The sequence below is a fragment of the Sphingobacterium sp. MYb382 genome, assembly GCF_037572665.1.
Taxonomy (GTDB): Bacteria; Bacteroidota; Bacteroidia; order Sphingobacteriales; family Sphingobacteriaceae; genus Sphingobacterium.
In genome coordinates this window covers 106,262-133,129 of sequence record NZ_JBBGZT010000024.1, presented here as the reverse complement: position 1 = coordinate 133,129, position 26,868 = coordinate 106,262, and the positions used below count along the sequence as shown (strand labels likewise).

Below are 26,868 nucleotides of genomic sequence, written 5' to 3'. Positions count from 1 at the left end.
GATTGCAAAGATACAAGATTAAGCCGTATCTTACCCTATCTAAAACGATATTTGAAGAAGTGAATTTTCTATCCCATTTCTATTTTGAGCGTTATTCAACCAGTGCAGAACGGGTGTTGGGAACGTTATTGCCCGATTTGTTAAAAAACGTTGATAAGCAGTATAACTTCCAGCCACAGCGCTATGAAGAGGTATTCTTAGCTAATGCGGTGACATCTCAAATTCTGAGTGGATGGTATCGACACGTCGAAGTAGACAAGTTGTTTCATAGCTCTCCTTATTTTATGCAGCATTGTCATAACCTCAGGAAGCTACTGGTACCAGTTCTTGAAGGCTTACCAATTCGTCCCTCTTTTATGGCACATATTGCCGTAGAGTTGATGCTTGATCACCTACTTATTAGAGAGAAAATGGTTAATCCTTTACGGCTTTATGAACATTTAGAGGCTGTACCCGCTTCTGTGATAAAACGGTCGCTTGGCCTGTTAGATACAGTAGATGTGCCTAAATTCATGGATTTCTATGAACGCTTTTTAAGCTCTAGGTATATTATGCAGTATGCGGAAACCAAAAATGTGAGCTATGCCCTATTTAATATCTGTAAGCGTATTTGGGTTTTTGAAGTTTCTGACGAACAGCGTCAAGCATTGACCGAACTGTTGGAGGAATATCTTGAACGTCAAATGAAGGATTTTGTATCCGTGTTTCATTATATCCAAGAGGAATTATCCTAGTTTATTTATAGTTCGATTCTGCTATCTACTCGTTTTTATCATTAGGCTGTTGATTTTTTTTAGCACATTTGTAATGAACTAAGGGAATTATTAACGATTATGATGAAAAAACTTTTCCGAAAGAAGAGTGTCGACCAAATTCTGAAAGACGCTGAAGAGGGAACAGGACTTGCAAAAGTTTTGGGTGTCCGCGATTTAGTCTTTCTCGGTATAGCAGCTATTGTTGGTGCTGGAATTTTTAGTACGATAGGTTTAGCAAGCTACGAGGGTGGGCCTGCTATCTCTTTACTTTTTGTCTTTACGGCTTTCGCTTGTGTATTTACAGCATTAGCCTACGCACAGTTTGCTTCTACAGTCCCTGTGTCAGGAAGCGCCTATACCTATGCTTATGTTGCTTTTGGTGAGCTCTTTGCTTGGGTTATCGGCTGGGCCTTAGTCTTGGAGTATGCCGTATCGAATACGGTAGTTGCTATTTCATGGTCTCAGTATTTCTGCACTATGATGGATGGCTTTGGTTTACATGTGCCCGATTGGTTGAGTATGGCTCCGGGTTATGCCCTTGAGTCGCATGCTAAATTTCTTGAACAAGGTGCCGAAGCATTGAGTTTAGTCGAGAAAGTTGGCCTTAACGCTTACCTTACGGCACCACGCATTGCTGATATTCCCATTATTTTTGATCTTCCAGCAGGTTTGATTACCATCCTGGTTACTTGGCTCGTTTATGTAGGTATTAAAGAGTCACAGCGTGCTAGTAACATTATGGTGCTCATCAAAGTTGGTGTTATTATATTGGTTATCGTAGGTGGTGTATTCTTTGTGAAGCCTGAAAATTGGACTCCATTTGCACCCAATGGCATGAAAGGCGTACTCGGATCGGTAGCGGCTGTATTTTTTGCTTTTATAGGCTTCGATTCGATTTCGACCACAGCTGAAGAATGTAAAAATCCACAACGCGATTTGCCGCGCGCTATGATTCTCTGTTTAATAATATGTACGGTGTTGTATGTGGCTATTACTTTAGTCTTAACGGGAATGGTGAATTACACGGAATTGAATGTAAAAGACCCTTTAGCTTTTGTGTTTAAGTATGTGGGATTTGACCATATGGCAGGTATTATATCCATTACTTCTGTTGTTGCGATTACAAGTGCTTTGGTGGTTTACCAGTTGGCACAGCCGCGTATCTGGATGACGATGAGTCGTGATGGATTGATGTCTAAGAAGTTTGCACGGGTGCACCCGAAGTATAAAACGCCTGGCTATGCGACGATAGTTACGGGTTTCGTCGTTGCTTTACCATCATTTTTCTTCAAAATGGATTTCTTCGTTGATTTAACAAGCGTAGGAACTTTCTTTGCTTTCATTATGGTGTGTGCAGGTGTTCTTTATATGGATCATTCGGGGCTATCTAAAAAGTCTAAATTTAGAGTTCCCTATATTAATGGTAAATACTTAATCGGGTTAGGTTTTGTCGCTGCTTGGATTCTTTTATTCAATTACGGACAAGATATTTTCGCAGAATGGAAATCTTTAGATGCTAGTTATATCTTCGAGCATAAGTCCTTAATTATATTTTTCTGGTTGGTATGGTTGACCCTTGCTATACTCGGATTTAAGTTGAATTTTTCTTTGCTTCCTGTCATCGGTATCTTAATCAATCTTTATTTGATGACCGAGTTAGGAGCTAGCAATTGGCGTATTTTTGTTATTTGGCTAATCATAGGTTTGGTAATTTATTTTGCCTACGGCTATAAAAACTCCAAATTAAATCAAAAAGATACAGACGCTGTTCAATCGTAAATTGAAAACAGTATATAAAAAAGAAAGCGCTATAGGTTAACCCATAGCGCTTTCTTTTTTATATATACTTTTTAACCGTTTCTACGGGTAAGTTTTACTTCTGTAGTATTGGGGATATTGAGTGGTACTCTTTCTAAGGTTACAAAACTGCTATCCAGTCCAAATCCTTTCTCTTCAGATAATGAACAGCGTTTTAACAGTTTGTATATCTCCAAAATAAGACGTTCACTCCATTTCAAGTCATGGGTTTTTGATATTATTTTTTCGAGTACAACGAAGTTGAAATCACCGGTTACTTTATGCTTCTTCAGCGTTTCGTATTTGCTCGTGATATCAATCTCTCCTTTTTCAACCATGTCTTCCACTACTTTTCGGAAGAGTAGGCTGATACGTTGTTCCTCGCGGAAGCCGAGTTTAAAGTCTATACGTATCAGTTTGTTTGGAATCAATTGATCAACGACGTAGTCGCGCGTGTGTGGATGGTCCATAACATCAACGTGTACTAACCAGTATACATCTGCACGTTTTGGTTTTTTGTTGATGATGGAATAGATAATTTTCGATTCAATTTCATTCTTGTTGTTTGCGCTCGTCAAATAAACTAAGTGCGATGCAAATTGAGGTACGCTTTTGTCTTCACTCAACTCAGAAATGATTGGGAAATACTCGCGTATATCATTAAACTTAACGAATCGATTTTTAATCTTCCGTGCTCCATACCAAGAGAACATCGCCGTGAAGAGTGCGGCGGCCAAAAGTAGGGTCAACCAGCCTCCATGGTGAATTTTGGATAGGTTACCAAACAAGAATCCAAGCTCAATAACGGAGTAAAAAACACCGAAAATTACAATCCATATTTTATTAATGTGTAACCTCAATAGGAAGTAACACATTAAAAAGGTTGTCATCAAGAATGTTAAGTTGATTGCTAAACCATAGGCAGCATCCATCTTGCTGGATTCTTTAAACACAGCAATAACAAGCATACACCCCAGGTATAGTATTAAGTTGATGGAAGGTACGTAGAGTTGTCCTTTTTGATCACTAGGGTATCTAATAGTTACCTTAGGCCAAATGTTTAAGCGTACGGCTTCAGATATTAATGTATATGATCCAGAAATCATCGCCTGGCTGGCAATTACAGCTGCGATTGTAGCAATAGTAATTCCATAAAGAATAAAACCATCAGGCATAATCGCATAAAAAGGGTTTTTATCGCCCAATGCATTACCTTGGTGCTCTAGTAACCAAGCTCCTTGTCCGAGGTAGTTTAGGAAAAGGGCTATCTTCACGAAAATCCAACTGATGCGGATATTCTTTTTACCACAATGTCCCATATCCGAGTAAAGGGCCTCTGCACCGGTGGTACATAGGAAAATAGCACCAATTAATACTAAGGCTTGTGGGTGGTTGACAATTGTTTTAATAGCGTAGTAAGGGTTTAAAGCGATTAGTACCTCTGGCGAGTGATGTATATACATCGCACCTAAGGTCGCAATAGTCGTAAACCAAATCATCATCAGCGGTCCAAACACACGGCCTACAATCGAGGTGCCGAAGCGTTGAATTAGGAATAGCAAACTGATAATCAATACAACAATAGGTACTGTTGGAACTGTTGGATTGTGAATGGCAATCCCCTCAATAGCGGAAGAAATTGTAATCGCAGGGGTAATCATACCGTCAGCAAGCAAGGCGCTAGCCCCAATGATAGCTGGGATAATGAGCCACTTTGCTTTTTTGCGAACTAAGGAGTAGAGCGATAAAATCCCCCCTTCCCCTTTGTTATCAGCATTTAACGTTATCCACACATATTTTATGGTGGTTTGTAACGTTAATGTCCAAAAAACACAGGATAAACTGCCGATGACAAGTTCGCGGTCAATGATTCCTCGTTGGAAAACCGCTTTAAAAACGTAGAGTGGAGAGGTTCCAATATCTCCGAAAACAATGCCTAAGCTGATCAGAAGCCCGGCAAGGCTTAATTTGTGCACATTCTCGTGCTTGGATGGTTTCATTTGTTATATATTAATCGAAACAGCTGTATTAAAAAGTGTGCCAATCTAGGCAAAAAACTTGGTAACGTATAATCTTGTTAAAAATTGTTAAAAGCAAAACATTATTTAATATTTTAGACTTTAACTAAGTAAAAAAGAACTAAATTTGTGAAGGATGATTGGGGAGTAGGATAGAATTCTTTTAAACCAAATTGCCTTATTGTTAGTCTAATCTTGAAATGAAAACATTGATTCGCAAAATAGTTTTACCAATGATGCTTAGTGTCTTAGCACTAGGAGCAGGGAGAGCTATGGCCAATGTTTCGTCGATTGCTAGTCATCCTGCAGTGCTTGTTGAACGCGCTGACGAAAGCAATGAGAAGCTTATCAATAATGTTAAAGTTTTTTTTAACCCAATTGCCGAACAAGTAAGTGTAAACTTTAAACTAGGAAAGCAATCTACGGTTGCTATTAAAGTTATGGATGCGCTGGGTAACGAGGTTGCAAATTTAATGAATGGACGATTAGATGCGGGTATGCAAAATTTATCTTTTGATGGTATTGCTAAATTAAATCCAGGCGTTTACTTCGTGCGTGTATCTTCTGGTACTGAAACTGTAATTAAGCGTTTTTCTGTACGCTAAATTTCTTCTAAAAGAGCGTTGAAGAACGCTAAATCCCAATCTTTTATTTTATAACATTTCTTTAACACTTTGTGGTATCGCTTTTGTTGTGCCCTACATAAGTTTAAGGTTCAAGGAGTGTGTTATGCGTATAGTTACTTATAGTATTTTTTATTTTCTTATCGCTTTTAGCGTCGTTAGCTGCATGAATCCACATGCAGGAACAACAGCCGATGCGTCAAAGACGATTAAAATTACGGAGAATAAAGTTATGGGTACTTACAAAGGAGAGTTGCCTTGCACCGACTGTGAGGCTATTACAACAATGCTTAGCTTAAATGACGATCAAGAGTACGTCTTAGAATATGTGTATGTGGGAAAGAGTCCAGAAGCTTTCTCGAAAACGGGAAAATGGACATTGGAAAATGGTGAGTTAGATTTGTCAGGATTAGACTATAAATATAAAGTAGAGGCGAAGCAATTGAGACAGCTTGATTTGTCGGGGAAAGAGATTGTAGGCGAGCTTGCCGATCGTTATGTATTAAAACGTTTTTAAGGATAGGTTTTTGAGCTACCCTTAAAAACGAGTGTATTATATTAGTCTTTTGAAGAACAAAGCCCTTTAAGCGTTTGAACCGCAAAATCTATATCTTCTTTTGTATTGTATTTACTAAATGAAAATCTTACCGATGGTCTTTTAGAATCTTTGTTTAAAGCATTCAATACGTGACTACCAATTTCAGACCCTGAACTACAAGCGCTACCACCCGAGGCAGAAACACCAGCAATATCTAGGCTAAATAGTAACATGTCGGCTATATCTGTACACGGTAATGAAACATTTAACACGGTGTATAAGGAATTATTTTCGTCGGTGTTCCCGTTGAACTGTACATCTTGAATTTCACGAATTAACGATTCTTTCATATACGTTTTTAACCCTTGAATATGTGCTTGATGCTCTTCCATATGGGTGTAGCATAATTCTAAGGCTTTCGCAATACCGACGATTCCATAAACATTCTCTGTACCACCACGCATATTACGCTCTTGAGCACCACCATATAACAAAGGCTTAATTTTATTCTTTCCGTTGATATATAAAAAGCCTACACCTTTGGGGCCGTGAAATTTGTGGCCAGCACCTGTGATGAAGTCAATACTTAAGCTAGAAAGGTCAATCGGGTAGTGTCCCATTGTTTGTACGGTATCCGAATGAAATACAGCGTTGAATTCTTTACATAGTTCTGAAACTGCATGTAAATCAGTGATACTGCCAATCTCGTTGTTGGCATGCATTAGTGAAACAAAAGTACGTGGATTTTTTTCTAGTAATTCACGTAGGTGTGCTAAGTCTGCATTTCCTCTTTCGTCAATACGGACGAAATCTAAATGGATGTTACCTAGTTTTTCTTGCTCTTCTAGCGTGTGCAACACTGCATGGTGCTCTATTGGAGAGGTAATGGCATGCTTGATACCTAAGTCCATAATGGAACGTACGATAGCCATATTGTCGGCTTCTGTTCCACCGGAGGTGAAAAATATCTCCGAAGGAGACGCTTTTAATAAATGTGCGATAGACTTACGCGCCTTTTCGACAATCGTCTTTACCTCACGACCGTGTGCATGGATAGAAGATGGGTTACCAAAATTCTCTTGCATGGTCTCCGTCATCACTTTGATGACTTCTGGCTCTAAGGGAGTTGTCGCTGCGTTGTCTAAATATACTTTCATACTGCAAAATTAAGGAATGGAATTGTAAAATCTATGATTTTCTACGAGGAGTTGCGATTAAAACGATTGAAAATAAACTGAAAGCTAAACCGATATAGGCTAGCAGGTCACCGTTTTTGCTGTAGAATGTTAGATCCTCGTTTAGGTTGATTTCTTGTGTTAAAGCTGTGGGTTCCCACCAGCTTGTTTTTTGTATAATATCACCACGTTGATTGATGAAGCCTGAAATACCCGTATTAGCAGAGCGTACGACCCATCTTCTGTTTTCGATGGCACGTAGCTTAGCATATAGCAAGTGTTGGTCTTTACCTGAAGTATTGCCCCACCAGCCATCGTTTGTAATGACAGCAATAAATTGTGCACCTTGTTTTACGTAATCAGCGACATAATTGCCCCAGATGGACTCATAGCAGATGACAGGAGCAGCACCAATACCGCTTGCCGCATAAAATACCGAAGGCTCACCCTGACGGCCATAGCCTCCTGTAGTGCCTCCAAAATGAGCAAAAAGTGGCTTTAGGAAGTCTAGAGCTTCACCGAAAGGTAGTTGTTCAACTCCCGGAACCAGTTTTGATTTATGGTAAAACTGCACTTTACTTGACTGGTCAATTAGTACCGCTGCATTAAAGGCATCAAGGTATGTGTTGTTTCCCCATGCTCTGGCAGTTGGTGTCTTTGGCGAATTATAAAGTTTGTAACTTTCTATACCTGATAAGACATTTCCATTTTTGTATTTATCAAGGAAGTCAATGATGCGTTCATAGCTCGAATATGCTCTAAACTCATCTTCATTAATCCCACCTTGTGCAGAAATAGCCGTCTCCGGCCATATAAAAAATTCGGTGTTAGGCTTAGCCACTTTCTCAGACAAGTTGATCAGTGTAGATAGCTGTTGCTCAGGTGTAATGGTGCCAAACTTTTGGTAAGGGTCAATGTTTGGTTGTACAACGACAATCTGTGATGGATTGCTATGTTCTTCGTACGTAGTGTAAATAGCAAGTGAGATGCCTGAAGGAATAAGGATAATTAGACCGATGTAAAGACCTAGTTTTAGCGTAGAAATAGCTTGTATTTTATTTAACCTTTGCCATACCAGTAGAAAGACAAAGATATTGACTAGCCATATCCAAATGCTACCACCGTGCACACCAGTGAAGCTGTACCATTGCACCAACTGGTGTAGGTTTGCAAAACCATTGCCTAAGGTCATCCACGGGAATGCTAAATCCCAGCTTTGGTGCAGAAATTCATAGCTTAACCAAAGCGATACTAGACCAACGAAGCTTAGACCGATTGATCTTCTTTTGCGTAATTGGTAGTATAAGCGAAATGCGATAGCCATCAGTAAAGGAGCTAAAGCAAAAGGAATAAGTGAAATTAAAAGGGATACATAAGACGGTAAAAATGCATTCATCGCATTGTATACCCAATAAATAGATGCTGTATTCCAAACAAAGCCAGTTAAAAATGCCAGCCAGAATATTTTTTTACCCTTTTTATTGTCCGTACTACGTATGGTTTGTTCGATTGCTATTAACAAAGGAACAAAGGCTATCCATAAAATAGGAGAGGTATAGGGAATCGGTGGCCAAGCAAACCATAGTAAAAAGGCACTTAAAAGTGCCAGTAAAATTCTATTTTTCACGTGTTATAGCTGAGATAATAAATCTGTTTTTTTGGTCTCATATTCAGCTTGTGTAATGAGCTGTCTATCGTACAAGTTTTTCAGCTTTTTCAATTTCAGCGTTAGCTCATCATCTTCTTCCTGCGGTATCGATACAGCAGCTAATGGAGGCTGAACTGGTGTAGGTTCAGGTGTAGGGTGAACTTCCTCTGGTACTTGAAGGTTTGTAATTTCAAACGTAGTTTCATTAGCGCTAGGCGTATGCGTGGCGGTATGGTCTTGAGGAGCTGGTGTTTCATGAATAGGTGCAGCAACAGGTGTAACTGTTGTTTCTGTTTCTATTTTGAATACAGGGTTATTCGCTTGTTCCAAGGCTTCTTTAATCAGTTGATAAAGTTTACGCGCTTGAACTTTTGGAATATAATCTATCGTAAGGTTTTCATCACTGATTGGAATAATAGTGACTTTAGAACCAAATATTTCTTCTTTGAAAGCAATGTCTTTAATATCACCCCAAGCGAAAATTTCAAAATTGGTAGCTAAACCAAGCTTTGTGAATTCGCAAAGAAAGATACGCTTATTACTCACCGTGATGCTATCGGGCAACAAAGTAACAGCTGGTTTTTTCTGTAACGCTATATATTGAATAAACTCGCCAGAGGTTAACATATCCACAATTTTATCATGGATTCTTTCTACAACCTTAGGGTCTTGTCCGTCTTGGAGAAATTTTGCAATGCTCATTTTTGTGAAAATTAATTTTAAAAAAGAAAATCAGATCCTTCTAGTTTTCCAATCCTGCTACACAAAATACGAATTCTCCTTTAATAGGATTGTTCTCGTAGTGTAATTTTAAATATTGTAAGGTGCCGCGCACATTCTCTTCGTAAATTTTACTCAATTCACGCGAGATGGAAGCTTGCCTTTCCGCACCGAAATATACAATAAACTCTTCAATAGTTTTTAGAATTCGATGTGGAGATTCGTAAAAAATCATTGTTCTTTTTTCTTCTGCCAGTTGTTTCATCCGCGTTTGTCTTCCTTTCTTCACAGGAAGGAAGCCTTCGAAGCAAAAACGGTCGTTTGGAAGTCCTGAATTGACAAGTGCCGGAACGAAGGCCGTAGCTCCCGGTAGGCACTGAATGTCAAGACCTGCCTTGATGACTTCACGCACTAAAAGAAAACCAGGGTCAGAAATTGCTGGCGTGCCAGCATCGGATATTAAGGCTATATTTTGTCCTTCTTTGAGGAATTTAATGATCTCGGCTACAGCTTTATGCTCGTTGTGTTGATGATGGGCAAATACCTTTTTGTCAATACCAAAATGTTTAAGCATAGGAGCACTGGTGCGGGTGTCTTCCGCTAAAATTAAGTCTACTTCTTTCAAGATGCGAATTGCACGGAAAGTCATATCTTCCAAATTGCCAATAGGGGTCGGTACTAAGTATAACATAGCCAAAGGTACTGTTTTTTACCTTGGATTTTAAGCTGGAAATGATTGTTTTAAAAAATGTAGGAGGGGAGAGTAAGCGTAGTAAATGGGTAAGCTTTGAAAGAATTAATCTTCAAAGCTTACATAGTCATCGCCATCATAAGCGAATTCTTGAATTTCCGTGTAGGTCTCTAGGTCTGTGATTTCTAAGTCTTTTAACATATTCTTTTTTTTATACTACAATAATCGCTGTTGAAAATAAACTAAAGGTTATAGCTATATCAATTTATCATTAACTCGATAACTATTAATGATTTTGTTTATTGCTTTCTTTAAAGATAGTGTATTTCGATTACACTTCTTATCTTTGTATCTTAAATTTTTTCATTATATGTTACAGTTAAATTATATCCGTGAAAACAAGGATGCAGTAATCGAACGATTAGCTGTAAAGAATTTTAAAGATGTAGACTTGGTTGAGAGTTTAATTCAACTAGATGAGTCGCGTCGTAAAATTCAGAACGAATCTGATGCAATCGCAGCGGAAGCTAACGCGGCAGCAAAGCAGATCGGTGACTTAATGCGCCAAGGTAAAAAAGAAGAAGCTGAAGCCGTAAAGTCGAAATCCTCCGGATATAAAGAACAAGTAAAACAGCTTACCGATAAATTGGCTCAGGTAGAGCAAGAGCTTCACGATAAGTTAGTGCAGTTACCTAATTTACCGCATAGCAGTGTTCCTGTTGGTGTTTCTGCTGATGACAATGAGGTTGTTTTAAGCCATGGTGATGTCCCTACTTTAGCTGAAGGTGCTTTAGCTCACTGGGATCTTTTAACAAAGTATGATATCGTAGATTTAGAGTTAGGTGTTAAAATTACGGGCGCTGGTTTTCCAGTGTATAAAGGTAAAGGTGCTCGTTTACAGCGTGCTTTAATTAACTTTTTCTTGGATCAAGCAGCTGCGTCTGGCTATGAGGAAGTACAAGTGCCTACTTTAGTTAATGAGGCGTCAGCATTTGCTACTGGACAATTACCGGATAAAGAAGGACAGATGTATCATGTTGGAAATGATGATTTGTATCTAATTCCTACAGCAGAAGTTCCAGTAACGAATTTGTACCGCGATGTTATTGTTAAAGAAGAACAATTCCCTATTAAACATTGTGCTTATACGCCATGTTTCCGTAGAGAAGCTGGATCTTATGGAGCACATGTTCGTGGCTTAAACAGATTACATCAGTTTGATAAAGTAGAAACTGTACAGATTGTACACCCTGATAAGTCTTACGCTATTTTGGAAGAGATGAGTCTATACATCCAAGGTTTATTGCAGAAGTTAGAATTACCTTACCGCGTATTGCGTTTGTGTGGAGGCGATATGGGCTTTACTTCAGCTTTAACGTACGATATGGAAGTGTATAGTGCTGCTCAAGGTCGTTGGTTAGAAGTATCTTCTGTTTCTAATTTTGAGACCTACCAGTCTAATCGTTTGAAAGTTCGTTTTAAAAATGAAGACGGAAAAATGCAATTAGCGCATACGTTGAATGGTTCTGCTTTGGCTTTGCCGAGAATTGTAGCTTCTATTTTAGAGAATAATCAAACAGAGAATGGTATTCGTATTCCAGAGGCATTAGTGCCTTATACTGGTTTCGCATATATCGACTAATAAAGTAATCTATATAACTTAAGGAAGTCTGTATCACCTGTCATGGGATGATACAGACTTTTTTTTGTATGTTTATGAAACTAAACCAAAGGCCTTTTATGGGTATTTCACTCTACACCTTCAATTAAATAGGTTTTGTTCTTATAGCCCGATATGTATTATCAAAACCTGAACAGGTTTTTAATTGCTAATGTATGCGGGGAAAATATAACCTAAAACCAATTAAACAAAATGATGAATTGCTCAAAGGAGTATTCAAACAATATTTTGTCGAGTTCCTACGATTTATCTATCCTAATGCAGCAATTATCTTTGATTTTAGCCATGCTATTGAGTTTCTAGACAAAGAGTTGTTAAAGATTAATCCTAATAGAGAGCGTAGTAAAGGACGTCGTGAGGCAGATTTGTTGGCGAAGGTAAGGCGTTGCAACGGTCTTGATGAGTATATTTTAGTGCATACTGAAATTGAAGGAGGAAGTCATAAAGATTTTGCATTTCGTTTGTTACAATATCATTACCGACTATTAGATTATCATCAAAAACCTGTGGAGACAATAGCCTTTTTTACAGGGGGGAGACAACAAGCACGTCCTAAGAAATACCAGTATGAAGTTATAGATACAAAACTATCTTTTTACTATCGTAGTTACCATATTTTTGATAATAGTGAGTTGGAGCTGTTAGCTATGGATAATATTTTCGCATTAATTGTGTTATCATGTCAAAAAGCCTTATTGGAAGGGAAGGTTGCCGATGATGTACTCGGGGAGAATCGCCTGACTATTGCTAAAGCTTTGCTGAAAAGAGGCTATCCACATGAAGATGTAAAAAGCTTTCTAGTTTTTCTTAAAAATTTTATATATATTGAAAATAAGGAAGTTGATGTTTTTTTTGATAATCAAATAAGTGAACTTACAGGAGGAAGTATTAGTATGGATGTTATTGAAATTGTGAAAAAACAAGCGGTTGAACGTGCATTAAAGAAAGGCCGTCAAGAAGGTATTAAAGAGGGGCGTCAAGAAGGTGTTAAAGAAGGTGTCAAAGAAGGTCGCCAAGAGGGTATTAAAGAAGGTCGCCAAGAGGGAGAGTTAGATAAAGCAATTGTTATTGCTAGAAAAATGATACAAGAAGGATTTTCACTAGACGATATAGCCAAACTAACAGATCTTTCACCCGATGAGCTTCAAAAGTTAGGTAGAGATTGAACTATCATGTAAGCAATTTTAGATTGTTTTAGTTTTTGATAATCAAATAAGTGAACTTACAGGAGGAAGTATTAGTATGGATGTTATTGAAATTGTGAAAAAACAAGCTGTTGAGCGAGCTTTAAAGAAAGGTCGCCAAGAAGGTATTAAAGAAGGTCGCCAAGAAGGTATTAAAGAAGGTCGTCAAGAAGGTGTCAAAGAAGGTCGTCAAGAAGGTATTAAAGAGGGGCGTCAACAAGGTGTTAAAGAAGGCCGTCAAGAAGGTGTCAAAGAAGGTGTCAAAGAAGGTGTCAAAGAAGGTCGCCAAGAGGGAGAGTTAGATAAAGGAATTGTTATTGCTAGAAAAATGATACAAGAAGGATTTTCACTAGACGATATAGCCAAACTAACAGATCTTTCACCCGATGACCTTCAAAAGTTAGGTAAACCTTAAACTATCGTTTGAGGCAATTTTAAATTGATTTTATTTCTTTTAAATCAGTTGTTTATAGATTGTTTATCCTATAGACTAAACCTTTGCTCATTTTACGTAGTCATACCGTTAAAGCCATACTTAATAAATAAAGTCATTATAGGTTTTAGTTTATAAGTGGTAATAATGATATGTTTAATCTTTTAAAAGATAGCGTTATGAACAAGACAAAAACCTTTACTTTTATAGTGGTCCTCATGACCTCCGTTTTGATGATGTTATCTCCAAAACAAACTAATGCACAACCTTTCGGTCGTGTTTCTTTCGAACTTTTATATCAGGAATTGTCTCCATATGGTTATTGGGACCGAGATGTCAACTATGGTGATATTTGGTTTCCAGCTAGAGTGGGACGTGATTTTAGACCATATGGTACCAATGGGTATTGGGCCATGACGGAGTATGGTAACACCTGGGTTTCAGGCTATGCTTGGGGTTGGGCGCCGTTTCATTATGGTCGTTGGGTATATACATCTTATAACGGTTGGGGTTGGCTCCCTGGTTATGAATGGGCACCTGCTTGGGTAGATTGGAGAAGTGGTGGTGGATACTATGGCTGGGCTCCTATGGGACCAATTGTAAATGTTCGAGTTTCAGTGGGTATGCCATTAGATTTTTGGGTTTTTATCCCTACACGTCGTATTTATGAACGTCGAATGGATCGGTATTGGAGCTATGGTGAGCGCAATATGTATAACCGCACGACCATCATTAACAACAATACTTATATTGTCAATAACAACTATTATAATGGAGGACCTGGTCGTCGTGATATTGAAAGAAGTATTGGTCATTCCGTAGAAATGCGTAGCATCCGTGCGATGGATAGTCGTGCTCCTTCGAGAGTAGATACACGCTCTGTAAGCATTTATCAGCCTGCTGGCGGACGTGATGGGGCTCCTTCACGTGTTGGGTCAGGAAGAGACGATAGATCGACAGAGGTTAGAGGAGGTTCTTCAAATAATGATCGAACACCATCTCGTGTAGATGCAGGAAGAGGAAATACACGTCAGCCAGAAACCGGGACTACGGCAGAGCGTAGCCGTGGCGACCTCGGAACAGACACAAGAGGAAATACACGTCAGCCGGTAACAGGCACAACTCCAGAACGTAGTCGTGGAGAGGTAGTCAACGAGACAAGAGGTAATACGCGAAATACGGAAACACCTGTAGAGCGTAGGCCTACTTCTACTGATCGTTCTGGATCAGAATGGGGAGTTCCGTCACGCAATACAGAGAGTAGCGGCAGTCGCGTTGACCGTAGTTCTTCTCGCGGAAGTGAAGGAACTGTAGAGCGAGTACGTACCACAGAGTCACGTTCGACTGGTACAGGTCGTCAACAAGAGCAGCCTTCTACTCCGGTACGTAGCCGCAGCGAAGGGTCTAGTGCTTCTCCTGTATCTTCCACACGGGAGACGAGCGAGCGTGTGCAGCCTACCAGAGAACGTGGAGAGAGCTCTAGTAGTAGTAGAGGCGAGCGTTCTTCGGGTGGAGGAAGAACGAGATAGCCGTTTGGTAAGTAATATCGTTTAATAAATCACAGTAATATAACAAGCAGCCTGTGTGGTAGATACCACGCAGGCTTTTTTGTTTTTTGGCTTCATGCCGTTTTTGAGCCAACAATTTCTTAACTTCAACTGTTATTTCAATGCAGATACGACGTACATATGGCAAAACTAAGCTCTATACTAGATAACGATTTTTACAAATTTACCATGCAATATGCGGTGGTGAAATTATTCCCTAAGGCTCAGGCGCGGTATCGGTTTATTAACCGTGGTAAGCATAAATTTCCAGAGGGTTTCGCCGAAAGGCTGCGTGAGTCTATTGCCGATATGGCGAGCTTACGCCTGTCGAAAGAAGAAAAGTTTTTTTTTGCAAGCAAATGTTCTTACATAGACCCTACTTATTTTGACTTTCTACAGGGATATCGCTACGATCCTGAGGAAGTACATATAGAACAAGTTGGTGCCGATTTGACGGTGACTATCGAAGGTTTTTGGTACCGTACGATTTTGTGGGAGGTGCCTATCATGTCGCTTATTTGTGAGTTGTACTATGAGATGAGTGATGATGTTAGGGTTGATGATGAGACCGTCTGTCAAATTGTTCGTGATAAGATGGCTAAGTATGATAAACTTAATATCACTATTGCTGATTTTGGAACACGTAGGCGTCATTCTTACGCGGTACATGATTTAGTGATTGATACGCTAAAATCAAATCCATCGAAAACATTTATCGGTACTAGTAATGTACACTTTGCGATGAAATACCAAACGACTCCGATTGGCACACATGCACATGAGTGGTTTATGTTTCATGCGGCTAAATATGGATATAAAATGGCTAATCTTTTAGGGTTGGAGCATTGGTCAGATGTATATCGTGGTGATTTAGGTATAGCCTTATCTGATACGTATACGACAGAGGTCTTTTTCAAGCAATTTGATAAAAAATTAACGAAGCTTTTTGATGGCGTAAGGCATGATAGTGGTGATGCAATTGAGTTCGCTCGTTTAACGATTGCCCATTACGAAAGTAAGGGTATTAATCCACGATCGAAGACAATTATCTTCTCCGATGGCCTTGATTATGAAAAAGTAGCTAAGATTGTTGCCTTCTGTGAAGGGAAAATTGGTTATTCTTTTGGTATAGGTACTGATTTTACAAATGATGTTGGCTTAACTCGTATGAATATTGTACTGAAAATGGAAGAAGCTAAACCTGAGGATGGTGACTGGACGCCTGTTATTAAACTTTCCGATGAGCCAAATAAGCATACTGGAAAGGCTGAAGAAATTAAAATAGCAAAAGAAGTTCTTAATATAAAAGATTAATGGAGAGAGATGTATATGGGGAAGCGCTTTATGATTATCACGCGCTAAATGCATTGTCAGAACCCTTGCTGCTACATAGTAGCTATGGGGATATTGAGGAGATGCCAATTGACGTATTCTTTAGGGATGCGGATGATTTCCCCGAATTAGAGCATATTGCATTGGCTCTTTGTGATGGGCATGTCTTAGATGTAGGAGCAGGAGTGGGAAGCCATGCGTTATATCTACAAGAAAAAGGCTTTGTCGTAGATGCTCTTGAAGTATCTAATACGGCATGTGAGGTGATGAAGAATAGAGGCGTTCGTGAGATCATTCAGGCTGATTTTTTTAATCTTAAGGTTGATAAAGGTTACGACACCTTACTTTTCCTTATGAATGGTATTGGTTTGGCAGGCAGTATAGAAGGGCTTCGTAAGCTATTACGTCATAGCAAAACCTTAATGAGTGAAAAAGGACAATTGATTTTTGATTCCTCTGATATTTCTTATCTATACGAAGAATATAGAATTCCTAAACCTGATCATTATTTAGGAGAAATTCATTTTCAGTATGAGTATAAAGGGCAGGTTGGCCAACCGTTCGATTGGTTGTATATCGACCAACAAGCCTTAATTGCATTAGCACATGAAGAAGACTGGGTAGTTCAGATTCTATTTGAAGATGACCAAGATCAGTATTTGGTGCGTATGGAACCTAGAAAAGCGGTTAACGATTAATCGTTAACCGTTAATTCTCCGCGTAGCGGTATTTCAACCCAATGAGCTACGGGCTCTTGTTCTTCGAAATGCCCTTGTAGGTACATAAGCTTTGTTACAGCAGCCTCAAATGTCATATCGTAACCATTGAGCACGCCTAAGGCTTTTAATCCCTGTGAGGTCTCATAGCGCCCTAATTCGACCGAGCCTACTTTACATTGTGATATATCTAATATATTTTTACCATTCTTGATGGCTTCGCCTATCAGGTCTAAGAACCACGGTTCCGTCATGGTGTTCCCAGAACCAAAGGTTTCCATGATGATGCTACGCGCATCAGATTCTAGAATAGCTTTGATAGTTGCTTTATTGATACCTGGAAATAGTTTTAATACAGCTACCTGGTCATCAATCTGTGTATGCAGTATGAATTCTTTGTCTGTATTATCTAATAAGGCTTCTCTGTTGTAATTAATATGTATGCCTGCTTCCGCCAGTACGGGGTAGTTTGGTGAGCGGAATGCCTCAAACTTAGCTGAATTGTACTTGAAGGAACGGTTTCCGCGGAATAACTTATTATCAAATAGAATACAAACCTCCTGAATAATTGACTTTCCATTTTCTTTCGCGGACGCAATTTCCAGTGCTGTCATGATATTCTCGCGTGCATCAGTTCTGATTTCACCGATTGGTAACTGAGAACCAGATAAAATAACAGGCTTTTGCAAGCCTTCAAGCATAAAGCTTAAAATTGATGCGGAGAAAGACATCGTATCCGAACCGTGCAAAATAACAAAACCATCATAGTGCTCGTAGTTGTCCTTAATGATTTGAGCCATTTCTAACCAAATAGAAGGCTTCATGTTGGAAGAGTCGATGATAGGAGTAAAGGAGTGTACGGTTAGGTTGTAATTGAGGCGAGCGAGGTCTGGCAGATTTCGAGCGATAAGCTCAAAGTCAAAAGGTACGAAGGTCCCTGTTTCAGGGTCTTGTACCATGCCAATAGTGCCTCCGGTGTAGATGATAAAAATATTCTGCATAATTGTTGTTAAATACCAAAAATGCGTGTTGCATTCTCGGTGGTTATGGTAGCGAGTTCTTTAATGCTTATCTGCTTTAAGTCTGCTACTTTTTCTGCAATGTGGTATAGGTAACTACTTTCATTCTCTTTTCCGCGATACGGAGAAGGTGCCAAATAAGGTGCATCAGTCTCTAAGACGATGTGCTGCAAGTCAATTTCTTTAACAACAGCATCAAGTCCTGCTTTTTTGAAGGTTACAACACCGCCAATTCCTAAGGCAAAGCCAAGGTCTATCGCACGTTGTGCCTGCTCTAGAGTGCCAGTAAAGCAATGTAAAACACCATAAAGCTTTTCGTCTTTAAGCTCCTCTAATAGTGGAAAAAGTTCATCAAACGCTTCACGGCAGTGGATATCTATAGGTAAGCTTAATGCTTTAGCCCAAGCAACCTGTGTACGGAAGGCATCTTTTTGTATTTCTAAGGTGCTTTTATCCCAGTACAAATCAAGACCTATTTCTCCGATAGCATATACTTTATGTTGAGCCAATGCTTTTTCGATATGTGCTAATTCGGCTTTATAATCTTCTTTTACAGAACAAGGGTGTAGCCCTAGCATTGGAAAGCAATTGGCAGGATATGCCGCTGCGGTACTCATTACAGGGGCAATAGATGCCTGATCTACATTGGGTAAGAATAGTCTGTTAATTTGTTGGTCAAAGCAGCGTTGCATTTGATCTTCAAGCTTATCTGTACCGGCATGATAGTAAATGTGCGTATGCGTGTCGGTTAGGGTATAGGATTCAGCGAACATAAACGATTAATGATGGGGCTAAATTTACCCTTTTCGTATTAAACGACCTAATGGAACATAAAAAAACGCAAGATTTTTAAAGATCTTGCGTTTTCATTGCTAAATTTTCAGCATTCTTATTTTTGTCCTGCTGGTACTTGCACTGGAGCTGCTGGAGCTGGTGCCGGAGCTTCGCCTTTAGGGCCAGCAACGATGTCTACCAATTCAACTTCGAATACTAATGGAGCATATGGAGGGATTGAGCCACCACCGCGCTCGCCATAGCCTAAGCTAGAAGGAATTAAGAAAATAGCTTTAGAACCTTTGTTCAATAATTGAAGACCTTCAGTCCATCCTTGAATCACTGGATCATGACCTACACGGAAACGAATAGGCTCATACTGACGCATAGGGCTGAATGTATTTTCTTTTTTAGCTACCTCAGCATTGTTTGTATCAAATACTTTTCCGCTAACTAAAGTTCCTGTATAGTTTACAACAACAGTATCACCTGCTACTGCTTTATTACCTTTACCTTCTTCTTTGATTACATACTGAAGACCTGAAGCCGTTTTCTTAGGCTCTAATTTCTTGTCAGCTACGTATTTCGATAATTTAGTTTCTTCTGCTTTTTTAAGACCTTCGATTTCACCTTTGAAGTAAGTATCGATTTGTGAATAAAGAGCTGAATCCGTTAAATTACCTTTTTTGAAATGCTTTCTAACCTTAACAGTGAACGTAACAAATTTATCCGCAAATTCTGGTTTCGGTTGGCCAGTTTTTGCTGCCATTGTATCCAAGTTTAAACGGAAAACAGCACTATCGCCTTCACCTAAGAATTTAAACATAGAGTTGTAGTCACCAGCATATAAACCAGGAATTGAATCTGGTGCAATGTTTACGATTTGTGGTAAACCGATATCGTATGTACTTTGTAAAAGTGAGTCCTTACGGTCAGATTTTACAATAAGGTCTACGGATAATAAATCTCCTGCTTTAGCTTTCTCTGCTCCGGCGTCTTTGATAATGTTGTATTCAAGACCGCCGTCTCCTTTTTTAAAGTTTTGACAAGCTGCAGTCGCTAGTAGCGTCACAGCTGCCGATAGGAATAAAATTGATTTCTTCATTGTTTTGATGTAATCACTAAGTTATTTTGTTAATATTTCTTTGTATTCTGGTAATATAGATTTGAACTTTTCAACCACTTCGGCTAAGCTCGCACTAGAGCTACCACCAGAAGCATTTAAATGTCCTCCTCCATTAAAATATTTCTTGCAGATTTCATTACATGGAATGTCGCCCGTAGAACGTAAAGATAATTTAATTAATTCAGTTCTATCGACAAATAAGCCAGCTAATCGAATTCCTTTGATAGAGAGCGCATAGTTCACTAGCCCTTCCGTATCACCTGTAGAAACTTTAAATTTAGCTAAGTCTTCTTTACTAATGGCGAAAAGTGCTGTATTGTACTCTTCAATAACCACTAAGCAATTTAAAAGACAGTAACCCAGGAAGTTCAATCTGCTTTCCGTGCCACTGTTATATACTTTTTCATGAATTTCCCAGTTGCGTGCACCAGCCTCAATCAAGCTAGCGATGATATGGTGAACGGCAGCTGTAGTAGAACGGAATCGGAATGACCCTGTATCCGTCATAATCCCAGTATATAGGCAGGTTGCTATTTCATGTGTAATAGCTGTAGCATCCTTGCAAACTTCAGTAATGAAAGTATAGGCCAGCTGTGCTGTAGCAGCAGCATTGGAGTCCCAATAGCTGAGCTGAGCAAAATCTTCAGGATCCAAGTGATGATCAATCATCCATTTTTGTCCTGTTGCTTTTTGTATCAGCGGTTCTAATATATTCGTTCTGCTCAAGGCACTATAATCTAAACAGAAGATTAATTCGGCTTCTTGTAATAGTTTTTCTGATTTCTCTTGCTCTTTAGGATAGATGATAACATCTTCACGGCCAGGAATCCAATCTAGAAAATCAGGGAAGTCAGAAGATAAGACCACTTCAACATGATGACCTTTAGCTTTTAGCCAGTGGTATAGTCCTAAAGATGAGCCTAGTGCATCACCATCAGGTTTGTGGTGCGTGGTGATGACGATTCTTTTAGGTTGGTCGAGTAGCTGTAAATTATTTTCTCCTTTTAGCATAACAAATTTAAGAATGCAAACCTACTACAATTTTGTTGTTTATTGAAATTTTTTAAAAATCCGAAAGCGTTAAAATTTGCTTAATTATTTAACTGTTTCTAGTTTTTAAAAGCATATAATTTCTTGTCTCTACGCACACAAAGGAGGTAATTGCTACTGTTGTAATCTATCTTCCCGTAATAGAACATAGGCATCGCTTCGATGGGGAAACCATCATAAACTACCCCTTTTTCATCAAATAGGTAGACCAGGTTATTGGCGCGAACAGCTACACCTATCCAATTTTCTTTTTTGTCGTTATTAAAGAATTGAGGTGTCTCGTCTGTTTCATGGCTAAAGCTGTAGGTAAAGCTAGGTATACTATCTGTTAGATTGTATGCTGAAAACTCTTTTCCGTCGATTGCAAAAAGCGTAGGCGTGGAGGATGCTCCAAGGTTAGCAAAGGCTAATTTCACCTTAGGCTGCCAATTGGCTACTTTATGCTTAGTAGGTGCCGTAATAAAATCCATGCTGTATAGTTGATTGTTTGAATCTACCGCATAGAGCTTAGGTGTTCCTTTCGCATCTGCCGAAATAGCAATCGCTTGTTGGAAGCGGCTATTGGCAATCTGTTCTTCTTTGATAAGGGAACCTTGCTGGTCAAATTGGTAAAAGTGTCCACTCGTGGTACCGACATATACATGATTGTTGAAAACCTGTACCGCAGATAGTATAGACCCGTTGAGGTTCTTATTTTTCCAATGCTCCACTTCTTTACCATCAATATCGTAAACCAATAGCTGATTTTCTGCTGGAATGAAAAGCAACTGCTGATTATTAAGGGTAGCTATGGTTGGTGAATAGCTTGGTCGTTGCGCAAGACCTACCGAAAATCCCGGTAAAGGTTTTCCCATAGGATCGAAACGATATAATCTACTTTTATCGGTAACAAGAACGATAGATCTATCTTTTAACTGCTGTGCTTGTCCGATGACACGTCCAGAGAATACCGCAGACCAGAGTTTTTTTCCTGAAGGATGAATTCCATGCAAGCTATGGTCTTGCTCTTGAATCAAGATAAACTGACTCGTATCTGAGTGGTCAAATACCCAAGGTTGCGTAATCGGTCTATTATCAAAAGAATATGTCCATTCTGCTGTAGCACCTAAAGCGTTTTTACTTTTAAAGATTCCGTATATACTCGATAGAAATTTTCCATTATTACCTGATATTTGGAATGACCAAGAGAAGAAATCTTGATAGCCGAAGTTCTTTTTGTCATTAAAAATATTGGCATACGGCTGTTTAAGAAGACGGCTAATAATAGGAGAAGATGTTCTTGTACGTGAAAAATAGGTGATGTTGGCTTCGTTACCTTGAATTTTCTCAAAGTTCTTAAAGCCTAAAGTACCAATCAGAAGGTCTTTACGCTGCCAATCTCTCGTATATTCTTGAATTACTTGAAGGCTATTTGCCATAACAAGAATATCACCCATCTGAATAAAATAGGGGCGTGTAAACGATTTAACAGGGTCGCCCAACCAACCATATACAAGTTGCGATGTTGTATCAAAGCGTTGTATAGAATCCGTTGCTGTAGTAGATAGTTTTGATAGGATTTGACGTGCAGAGTCTGCGTGTGCTACTTTTACGAACAACAATTCCGTTTGATTGCTTTGCTCTACTAAAGCGAACTCATTTCCGAGCAAGCGCGGAAGATCTTTTTCAATATCTACCCCTTTTTCTTTAAGAATAGACTCTTTTAGGGTTTGTAATTTTTCTCTTTCTTTACGTTTTCTAAAAAGCTGCTTTAAGTCTTCTTGAAATCTTTCTTTGCTGCTTAATGAAAAGGAAAGATAGGAAGCCGTACTTTCAGGGAAATATTGATAAAGTTCCTGTGTAGTCTTACTCTGTGCACTGAAAAGCTCAATATAATTTTCTTTTTTCTGTTCCGTTTCACTCTCCCCACTTAAAATAAGAGCGTCATTTTTAAAGTTAAGGTTCCAGGCAGATTGTCCGCCAAGGTTGTCAAACAGAGAGATGACCTGCCCATAGTTAGAACGCATCAGTTGTTGCGCAATATTCTTTAATTGGTCATGGACGAAATAAACACGTAGTGGTGAATTTCTACCTTTATTCTCGCCAAAGAATGTTATTTGTTTGTTTTCGAGTTTCGGTGTTTTGTCTTCAAGGACGCGTGCTAGGAGGTCTTTAGAATACGTAGCAAAAAATACATCGCGAGAGCAACCAATATACAGTAGGCTATCTTTATGCGCATCCTGCAAGCTATATATATTGTATTCGCTAGAGTCTACAGGATTCACGGTAAAGCTTTTTTTAAGCTCACTTAGGAGAAAGCCAAAGTCTTTCTTCTCCATTTTTTTTATGCTCGGAATGATGAGTAGGCTGCTAATTTTGTCTTTGTCAGGCTGGAAAGACAAGAATATTTCCGTGTCTGTAACAAACGGTTGTAAGCTGGTATTTTGTAAAATATCCTTCTTCAATCGTGTTAAGCGCTGCATTTCTTCTTTACCAACGAGGGCATCAAATATTTCAAAATCTTTGAAAATATTCTCCGTGGCTGCATCATTATTGAATGCCGCTACCAAGAATGTTTCTCGAGGAAGGAACGTAAAAGGTTTAATATCTCCATTTTTATCTCCGTTTAAATCGGAAAAATAATAGATAGAAGCGCCAATTACGGCTACAAAAAGTAAAACAGTTATGATAATTGTATTTCTCATTACGCACAAATCAGTATCTATACCAAATTTAAAAAATATCTTCAAAGTCTAACTAAGCTGCTGTTAAAAATTCTGAAAGAATAGGGATATGCTTGTTGACAGTATATGATTTGTCGTTTAAGTAAAATTTAGAGAGCCCCCATTTTTTATAGCCCGATTTGGATGCTATTATAATGTCTAGGCGGTCTGTAAATTGGGTTAAAAAGATTGTTTTTTAGCCGTCTTTTATTTGTTTTCAATAAATAGTTGAAGAAAAAAGAGGCTTTATGCGGTATATTTTATACATTTATAAGCGTAATGAAGTTTTAGCAATTGTTCTTTTTTATGAATAAACAGATTATACTAGTAGCCTCCTTATTCGGAGTATTGGCGGTAATACTAGGAGCTTTTGGTGCACATGGTTTGGTCGGCAAAGTGGAAGCGAGTCAGTTAGAAACTTGGAAAACTGCAAATCAGTATCATTTTTACCATACCCTAGCCTTATTGTTTCTTTCTACATTTTCTCGTGCAAAAAACGCCTCAATTCGCGTTTCTTTTATTGCTTTTGTATTAGGGATTTTATTGTTCTCCGGGTCGTTATACCTGCTTAGTGTACGCCAACTTATAGGTATACAGAATTTAGGTATTCTAGGGCCAATCACGCCTTTGGGAGGATTATGTTTCATCATTGGTTGGGCTGGTTTATTTGTTGCAGCGGTAAGAAATCGCTCTTAAAATAGACGTCTTCATATTTTTAGAAAAGCCGTATTTCTTACCTTTTGGTGGAATACGGCTTTTTTGTGGAGATTGCTCTTTCAAAAAATAACATGTTCTATTAAATGTTAGCGTCGGTAGCGCGATATTGTCCATTTTAAAATTCGTATTTTTGAAGCGTATGGAAACAGCCTCCTTATTTAGTACATCTCGCGAAACGCTCTTCGTTGAAGTTATTTTGCCGCTTTACATTGCTAAAACGTATACCTATCGGGTTCCTGTAGAATGGACAGATGCCGTAGCCGTTGGTAAGCGCGTTATTGTACAGTTTGGTCGCAATAAGATCTATGCAGCTATCATTTATAAGGTTAGCAAGGAACCTCCTTTAAATTATGAGGCCAAATATTTGCTCAACGTAATAGATGATGAACCAGTCGTCGATGCTACTCAGCTCGCCTTATGGGAATGGATGGCGGACTACTATATGTGCTACTTAGGCGAAATTATGCAGGCTGCTTTACCTGCAGCCCTGAAGATGGCTAGTGAAACTAAGATTGTGGCTTCCGATAATCCAGATTTAGACCGCTCCTTGCTTAACGATAGGGAATATATGGTGATGGAGGCGCTAGATGTAGCGAAAGAGTTGACCATCAATGACGTCATAAAGTTATTGGGGCAGAAGACTGTTTTTCCACTATTAAAAGGGCTTTTTGACCAGGGGTATGTTTTAATTTCCGAAGAGATTAAGGAACGCTATAAACCGAAGGTCAAATCTTTTCTATTGATGAATCCTACTTTTTCAGGACCTACAGGCCTGCAAACGCTATTGGAATCTTTAGACCGCTCACCAAAGCAACAGGATGCTGTCTTAGCCTTCCTTCAACTTATTAAAGTGAATAAGGAAATTTCACGTCAAGATATCATGGAGCGTGCAGGGGTTAGTGCAGGCGTAATTGCAGCATTAATAGAGAAAGATATTTTTGTCGTTGAGGAGAAGATTGTTTCTCGACTAGGTGGAGAAGATGTTGAGATAACGGCTGAATTTGAGTTGAATGAGGGGCAACAAAAAGGATTAGCTGCTATTCAGCAAAATTTTACAGAAAGAGAAGTTGTTCTTCTCCATGGGGTTACGGCTTCGGGGAAGACACAAGTATATATACGGTTGATTGAAGCAGCGATAGAAGAGGGGAAGAATGCCTTGTATCTATTGCCTGAGATTGCTTTGACGACCCAAATTACAGAGCGACTGAAGTTGCATTTTGGTGATAAGCTAGGTGTTTATCACTCAAAATTTAATGATAATGAGCGTGCTGAAGTATGGCAGAAGGTGCTACGTGGCGAGTTTAAAGTCGTCATAGGAGCCCGCTCGGCGGTATTTTTACCTTTTCAGAAGCTAGGGTTAATTATTGTTGATGAGGAGCACGAGAGCTCTTACAAGCAGTATGATCCGGCACCACGCTATCAAGCACGTGATACAGCGATATACCTAGCGAATATTCATCGTGGGAAGGTGTTGTTGGGTTCTGCCACACCATCTATTGAGAGCTATTACAATGCTAAAGCTGGAAAGTATGGTTTGGTAACCTTGGCGGAACGTTATGGTGATTCTAAGCTGCCCGATATTGAGGTAGTAAACGTTACTGAAGAGGGTAGAAAAGGCCATATGAATGGTTATTTTAGCCATATATTGTTGCAACAGATTTCAGAAACGTTGGCTAAAAAAGAGCAGGTTATTCTCTTTCAGAATAGACGTGGTTATACTCCTTTTGTGCAATGTAGCACCTGTGGGTGGGTTGCTAAATGTGTGAACTGTGATGTGAGCATGACTTATCACAAAAGTAGTAATCACTTACATTGTCACTATTGTGGGCACCATGAACCGCCTGTGGCGGTATGTCCAGCCTGCGGTATGGCACATATTGAGAATAAAGGGTTCGGTACGGAGCGTATTCAGGAAGAACTGGAATTGCTTTTGCCGGAATCGCGTATCGGTCGTTTAGACCTGGATTCTGCGAAAGGAAAGCATGGCTTCGAAAAGATTATCGTTGCTTTTGACAATCAGGAGTTTGATATTCTTATCGGTACGCAGATGGTGGCTAAAGGTTTAGATTTTGGCCGTGTTAGCTTGATTGGAATTATAAATGCGGATGCGATGATTAATTATCCTGATTTCCGTGCTTATGAACGTGCTTTCTCTTTATTTTCTCAGGTAGCAGGGCGCGCGGGACGACGAAACCAAGGAGGAAAAGTAATCATACAAACGAACACCCCAAACCATAGAGTGTTGGAACAGGTGATGCAGCATGATTATGAAGGTATGTTTATGACGGAAGTGAAGGAGCGTAAAAACTATCAATACTCACCCTTTTATCGTTTGATACGGTTAGATGTTAAACATACCGATATGCAGGTTACACAGGATGCGGCTATTCGCTTAGCGAGCTTGTTGCGCGTTAATCTTGGTGAGCGTGTTTTAGGTCCTGAACCTCCTTTAGTTGGTCGAGTAAGGAACTACTTTATTCAGACGATAAATTTGAAAATCGAACGTGGCAATGTGAGTATTGCTAAAGTTAAAGAACTGATTCGTCACGCACTTTTACAGTTTGAGATGGATAAAAACAATCGTTCGGTACGGGTCTCCATTGATGTCGACCCGTACTAACG

At 39.2% G+C, this 26,868-nt stretch carries 22 protein-coding genes; 12 read left to right on the top strand and 10 right to left on the bottom strand.

The features are described 5' to 3' along the window. The first annotated feature begins 2 nt into the window (after nucleotides 1–2). Both WH223_RS11250 and WH223_RS11245 read left to right on the top strand, forming a co-directional pair. Nucleotides 3–734: a hypothetical protein gene (locus WH223_RS11250; RefSeq protein WP_340047750.1), complete on the top strand. Its 732-nt coding sequence runs from the start codon at nucleotides 3–5 to the stop codon at nucleotides 732–734. Nucleotides 735–833: 99 nt separating this feature from the next. Next, entirely contained in the window at nucleotides 834–2,534 is a 1,701-nt protein-coding gene (locus WH223_RS11245) for an amino acid permease (RefSeq protein ID WP_340047749.1), read from the top strand. A 71-nt stretch (nucleotides 2,535–2,605) separates the two neighbouring features. On the opposite strand, the gene WH223_RS11240 is transcribed toward WH223_RS11245, so the two are convergent. Then, a complete protein-coding gene (locus tag WH223_RS11240) occupies nucleotides 2,606–4,552 on the bottom strand; it encodes a KUP/HAK/KT family potassium transporter (RefSeq protein ID WP_340047748.1) in 1,947 nt (648 codons plus the stop codon). A gap of 218 nt (nucleotides 4,553–4,770) precedes the next feature. Between WH223_RS11240 and WH223_RS11235 the strand changes: the two genes are divergently transcribed. Both WH223_RS11235 and WH223_RS11230 read left to right on the top strand, forming a co-directional pair. Beyond that, complete coding sequence (locus WH223_RS11235; protein WP_340047747.1) at nucleotides 4,771–5,175, top strand: T9SS type A sorting domain-containing protein; 405 nt, start codon at nucleotides 4,771–4,773, stop codon at nucleotides 5,173–5,175. A gap of 124 nt (nucleotides 5,176–5,299) precedes the next feature. Then, entirely contained in the window at nucleotides 5,300–5,710 is a 411-nt protein-coding gene (locus WH223_RS11230) for a copper resistance protein NlpE (protein WP_340047746.1), read from the top strand. Between the two features lie 41 nt (nucleotides 5,711–5,751). Here WH223_RS11230 and WH223_RS11225 read toward each other — a convergent pair whose 3' ends face one another. From WH223_RS11225 to rsmI, 4 genes are read right to left on the bottom strand one after another with little or no spacing between them, the layout of a single operon-like run. Beyond that, nucleotides 5,752–6,888 carry a cysteine desulfurase family protein gene (locus WH223_RS11225; RefSeq protein ID WP_340047745.1) on the bottom strand — a complete coding sequence of 379 codons (1,137 nt, stop codon included), beginning with the start codon at nucleotides 6,886–6,888 and terminating at the stop codon, nucleotides 5,752–5,754. Nucleotides 6,889–6,919: 31 nt separating this feature from the next. Next, on the bottom strand, nucleotides 6,920–8,533 hold the full coding sequence (lnt, locus tag WH223_RS11220) for an apolipoprotein N-acyltransferase (RefSeq protein WP_340047744.1): 1,614 nt from the start codon (nucleotides 8,531–8,533) through the stop codon (nucleotides 6,920–6,922). Between the two features lie 3 nt (nucleotides 8,534–8,536). Next, the gene (locus WH223_RS11215; RefSeq protein WP_340047743.1) at nucleotides 8,537–9,256 is read right to left on the bottom strand and encodes a PH domain-containing protein; all 720 of its coding nucleotides are present in this window, start codon (nucleotides 9,254–9,256) and stop codon (nucleotides 8,537–8,539) included. A gap of 40 nt (nucleotides 9,257–9,296) precedes the next feature. After that, nucleotides 9,297–9,965: a 16S rRNA (cytidine(1402)-2'-O)-methyltransferase gene (gene rsmI / locus WH223_RS11210; RefSeq protein WP_340048292.1), complete on the bottom strand. Its 669-nt coding sequence runs from the start codon at nucleotides 9,963–9,965 to the stop codon at nucleotides 9,297–9,299. 370 nt (nucleotides 9,966–10,335) lie between these two features. On the opposite strand from rsmI, the gene serS reads away from it, so the two are divergent. The 6 genes from serS to WH223_RS11180 all read left to right on the top strand — a co-directional run bounded on the left by serS (nucleotide 10,336) and on the right by WH223_RS11180 (nucleotide 16,840). Further along, nucleotides 10,336–11,607: a serine--tRNA ligase gene (serS, locus tag WH223_RS11205; RefSeq protein ID WP_340047742.1), complete on the top strand. Its 1,272-nt coding sequence runs from the start codon at nucleotides 10,336–10,338 to the stop codon at nucleotides 11,605–11,607. A gap of 194 nt (nucleotides 11,608–11,801) precedes the next feature. Then, nucleotides 11,802–12,812, top strand: coding sequence for a hypothetical protein (locus WH223_RS11200; RefSeq protein ID WP_340047741.1), 1,011 nt, complete (start codon nucleotides 11,802–11,804; stop codon nucleotides 12,810–12,812). Between the two features lie 76 nt (nucleotides 12,813–12,888). Next, nucleotides 12,889–13,245, top strand: a complete 357-nt coding sequence (locus WH223_RS11195) for a Yae1 family protein (protein ID WP_340047740.1) — start codon at nucleotides 12,889–12,891, stop codon at nucleotides 13,243–13,245. A gap of 197 nt (nucleotides 13,246–13,442) precedes the next feature. Further along, nucleotides 13,443–14,792, top strand: a complete 1,350-nt coding sequence (locus tag WH223_RS11190; RefSeq protein ID WP_340047738.1) for a DUF6600 domain-containing protein — start codon at nucleotides 13,443–13,445, stop codon at nucleotides 14,790–14,792. A gap of 159 nt (nucleotides 14,793–14,951) precedes the next feature. Further along, the gene (gene pncB / locus WH223_RS11185; RefSeq protein WP_340047737.1) at nucleotides 14,952–16,124 is read left to right on the top strand and encodes a nicotinate phosphoribosyltransferase; all 1,173 of its coding nucleotides are present in this window, start codon (nucleotides 14,952–14,954) and stop codon (nucleotides 16,122–16,124) included. Beyond that, nucleotides 16,124–16,840 (top strand): class I SAM-dependent methyltransferase, encoded by a 717-nt coding sequence (locus WH223_RS11180; RefSeq protein ID WP_340047736.1) that lies wholly within the window; start codon nucleotides 16,124–16,126, stop codon nucleotides 16,838–16,840. The genes pncB and WH223_RS11180 overlap by 1 nt, the downstream gene beginning before the upstream one ends. Here the strand turns inward: WH223_RS11180 and WH223_RS11175 are convergent. The 5 genes from WH223_RS11175 to WH223_RS11155 form a co-directional block, all read right to left on the bottom strand. After that, the gene (locus WH223_RS11175) at nucleotides 16,837–17,859 is read right to left on the bottom strand and encodes an asparaginase (protein WP_340047735.1); all 1,023 of its coding nucleotides are present in this window, start codon (nucleotides 17,857–17,859) and stop codon (nucleotides 16,837–16,839) included. The genes WH223_RS11180 and WH223_RS11175 overlap by 4 nt on opposite strands. Nucleotides 17,860–17,867: 8 nt before the next feature. Beyond that, complete coding sequence (locus WH223_RS11170) at nucleotides 17,868–18,650, bottom strand: TatD family hydrolase (RefSeq protein WP_340047734.1); 783 nt, start codon at nucleotides 18,648–18,650, stop codon at nucleotides 17,868–17,870. Between the two features lie 116 nt (nucleotides 18,651–18,766). Continuing rightward, nucleotides 18,767–19,756, bottom strand: a complete 990-nt coding sequence (locus WH223_RS11165; protein ID WP_340047733.1) for an FKBP-type peptidyl-prolyl cis-trans isomerase — start codon at nucleotides 19,754–19,756, stop codon at nucleotides 18,767–18,769. Nucleotides 19,757–19,777: 21 nt separating this feature from the next. Next, on the bottom strand, nucleotides 19,778–20,788 hold the full coding sequence (locus WH223_RS11160) for a DHH family phosphoesterase (protein WP_340047732.1): 1,011 nt from the start codon (nucleotides 20,786–20,788) through the stop codon (nucleotides 19,778–19,780). 98 nt (nucleotides 20,789–20,886) lie between these two features. Beyond that, nucleotides 20,887–23,511 (bottom strand): hypothetical protein, encoded by a 2,625-nt coding sequence (locus WH223_RS11155; RefSeq protein WP_340047731.1) that lies wholly within the window; start codon nucleotides 23,509–23,511, stop codon nucleotides 20,887–20,889. Nucleotides 23,512–23,835: 324 nt separating this feature from the next. Here WH223_RS11155 and WH223_RS11150 point away from each other — a divergent pair, with 324 nt between their 5' ends. After that, nucleotides 23,836–24,225: a DUF423 domain-containing protein gene (locus WH223_RS11150; protein ID WP_340047730.1), complete on the top strand. Its 390-nt coding sequence runs from the start codon at nucleotides 23,836–23,838 to the stop codon at nucleotides 24,223–24,225. A 160-nt stretch (nucleotides 24,226–24,385) separates the two neighbouring features. Continuing rightward, entirely contained in the window at nucleotides 24,386–26,866 is a 2,481-nt protein-coding gene (gene priA / locus WH223_RS11145) for a replication restart helicase PriA (protein ID WP_340048291.1), read from the top strand. Nucleotides 26,867–26,868: the final 2 nt, after the last annotated feature.

Bases quoted from the DNA above. Each gene is read 5' to 3' on its own strand.
- rsmI (WP_340048292.1), bottom strand. From the start codon at position 9,965: ATGTTATACTTAGTACCGACCCCTATTGGCAATTTGGAAGATATGACT.
- WH223_RS11235 (WP_340047747.1), top strand. From the start codon at position 4,771: ATGAAAACATTGATTCGCAAAATAGTTTTACCAATGATGCTTAGTGTC.
- serS (WP_340047742.1), top strand. From the start codon at position 10,336: ATGTTACAGTTAAATTATATCCGTGAAAACAAGGATGCAGTAATCGAA.
- WH223_RS11230 (WP_340047746.1), top strand. From the start codon at position 5,300: ATGCGTATAGTTACTTATAGTATTTTTTATTTTCTTATCGCTTTTAGC.
- WH223_RS11190 (WP_340047738.1), top strand. From the start codon at position 13,443: ATGAACAAGACAAAAACCTTTACTTTTATAGTGGTCCTCATGACCTCC.
- WH223_RS11170 (WP_340047734.1), bottom strand. From the start codon at position 18,650: ATGTTCGCTGAATCCTATACCCTAACCGACACGCATACGCACATTTAC.
- WH223_RS11150 (WP_340047730.1), top strand. From the start codon at position 23,836: ATGAATAAACAGATTATACTAGTAGCCTCCTTATTCGGAGTATTGGCG.
- WH223_RS11160 (WP_340047732.1), bottom strand. From the start codon at position 20,788: ATGCTAAAAGGAGAAAATAATTTACAGCTACTCGACCAACCTAAAAGA.
- WH223_RS11245 (WP_340047749.1), top strand. From the start codon at position 834: ATGATGAAAAAACTTTTCCGAAAGAAGAGTGTCGACCAAATTCTGAAA.
- WH223_RS11200 (WP_340047741.1), top strand. From the start codon at position 11,802: ATGCGGGGAAAATATAACCTAAAACCAATTAAACAAAATGATGAATTG.
- priA (WP_340048291.1), top strand. From the start codon at position 24,386: ATGGAAACAGCCTCCTTATTTAGTACATCTCGCGAAACGCTCTTCGTT.
- pncB (WP_340047737.1), top strand. From the start codon at position 14,952: ATGGCAAAACTAAGCTCTATACTAGATAACGATTTTTACAAATTTACC.
- WH223_RS11155 (WP_340047731.1), bottom strand. From the start codon at position 23,511: ATGAGAAATACAATTATCATAACTGTTTTACTTTTTGTAGCCGTAATT.
- WH223_RS11215 (WP_340047743.1), bottom strand. From the start codon at position 9,256: ATGAGCATTGCAAAATTTCTCCAAGACGGACAAGACCCTAAGGTTGTA.
- WH223_RS11225 (WP_340047745.1), bottom strand. From the start codon at position 6,888: ATGAAAGTATATTTAGACAACGCAGCGACAACTCCCTTAGAGCCAGAA.
- WH223_RS11175 (WP_340047735.1), bottom strand. From the start codon at position 17,859: ATGCAGAATATTTTTATCATCTACACCGGAGGCACTATTGGCATGGTA.
- WH223_RS11240 (WP_340047748.1), bottom strand. From the start codon at position 4,552: ATGAAACCATCCAAGCACGAGAATGTGCACAAATTAAGCCTTGCCGGG.
- WH223_RS11180 (WP_340047736.1), top strand. From the start codon at position 16,124: ATGGAGAGAGATGTATATGGGGAAGCGCTTTATGATTATCACGCGCTA.
- WH223_RS11165 (WP_340047733.1), bottom strand. From the start codon at position 19,756: ATGAAGAAATCAATTTTATTCCTATCGGCAGCTGTGACGCTACTAGCG.
- WH223_RS11195 (WP_340047740.1), top strand. From the start codon at position 12,889: ATGGATGTTATTGAAATTGTGAAAAAACAAGCTGTTGAGCGAGCTTTA.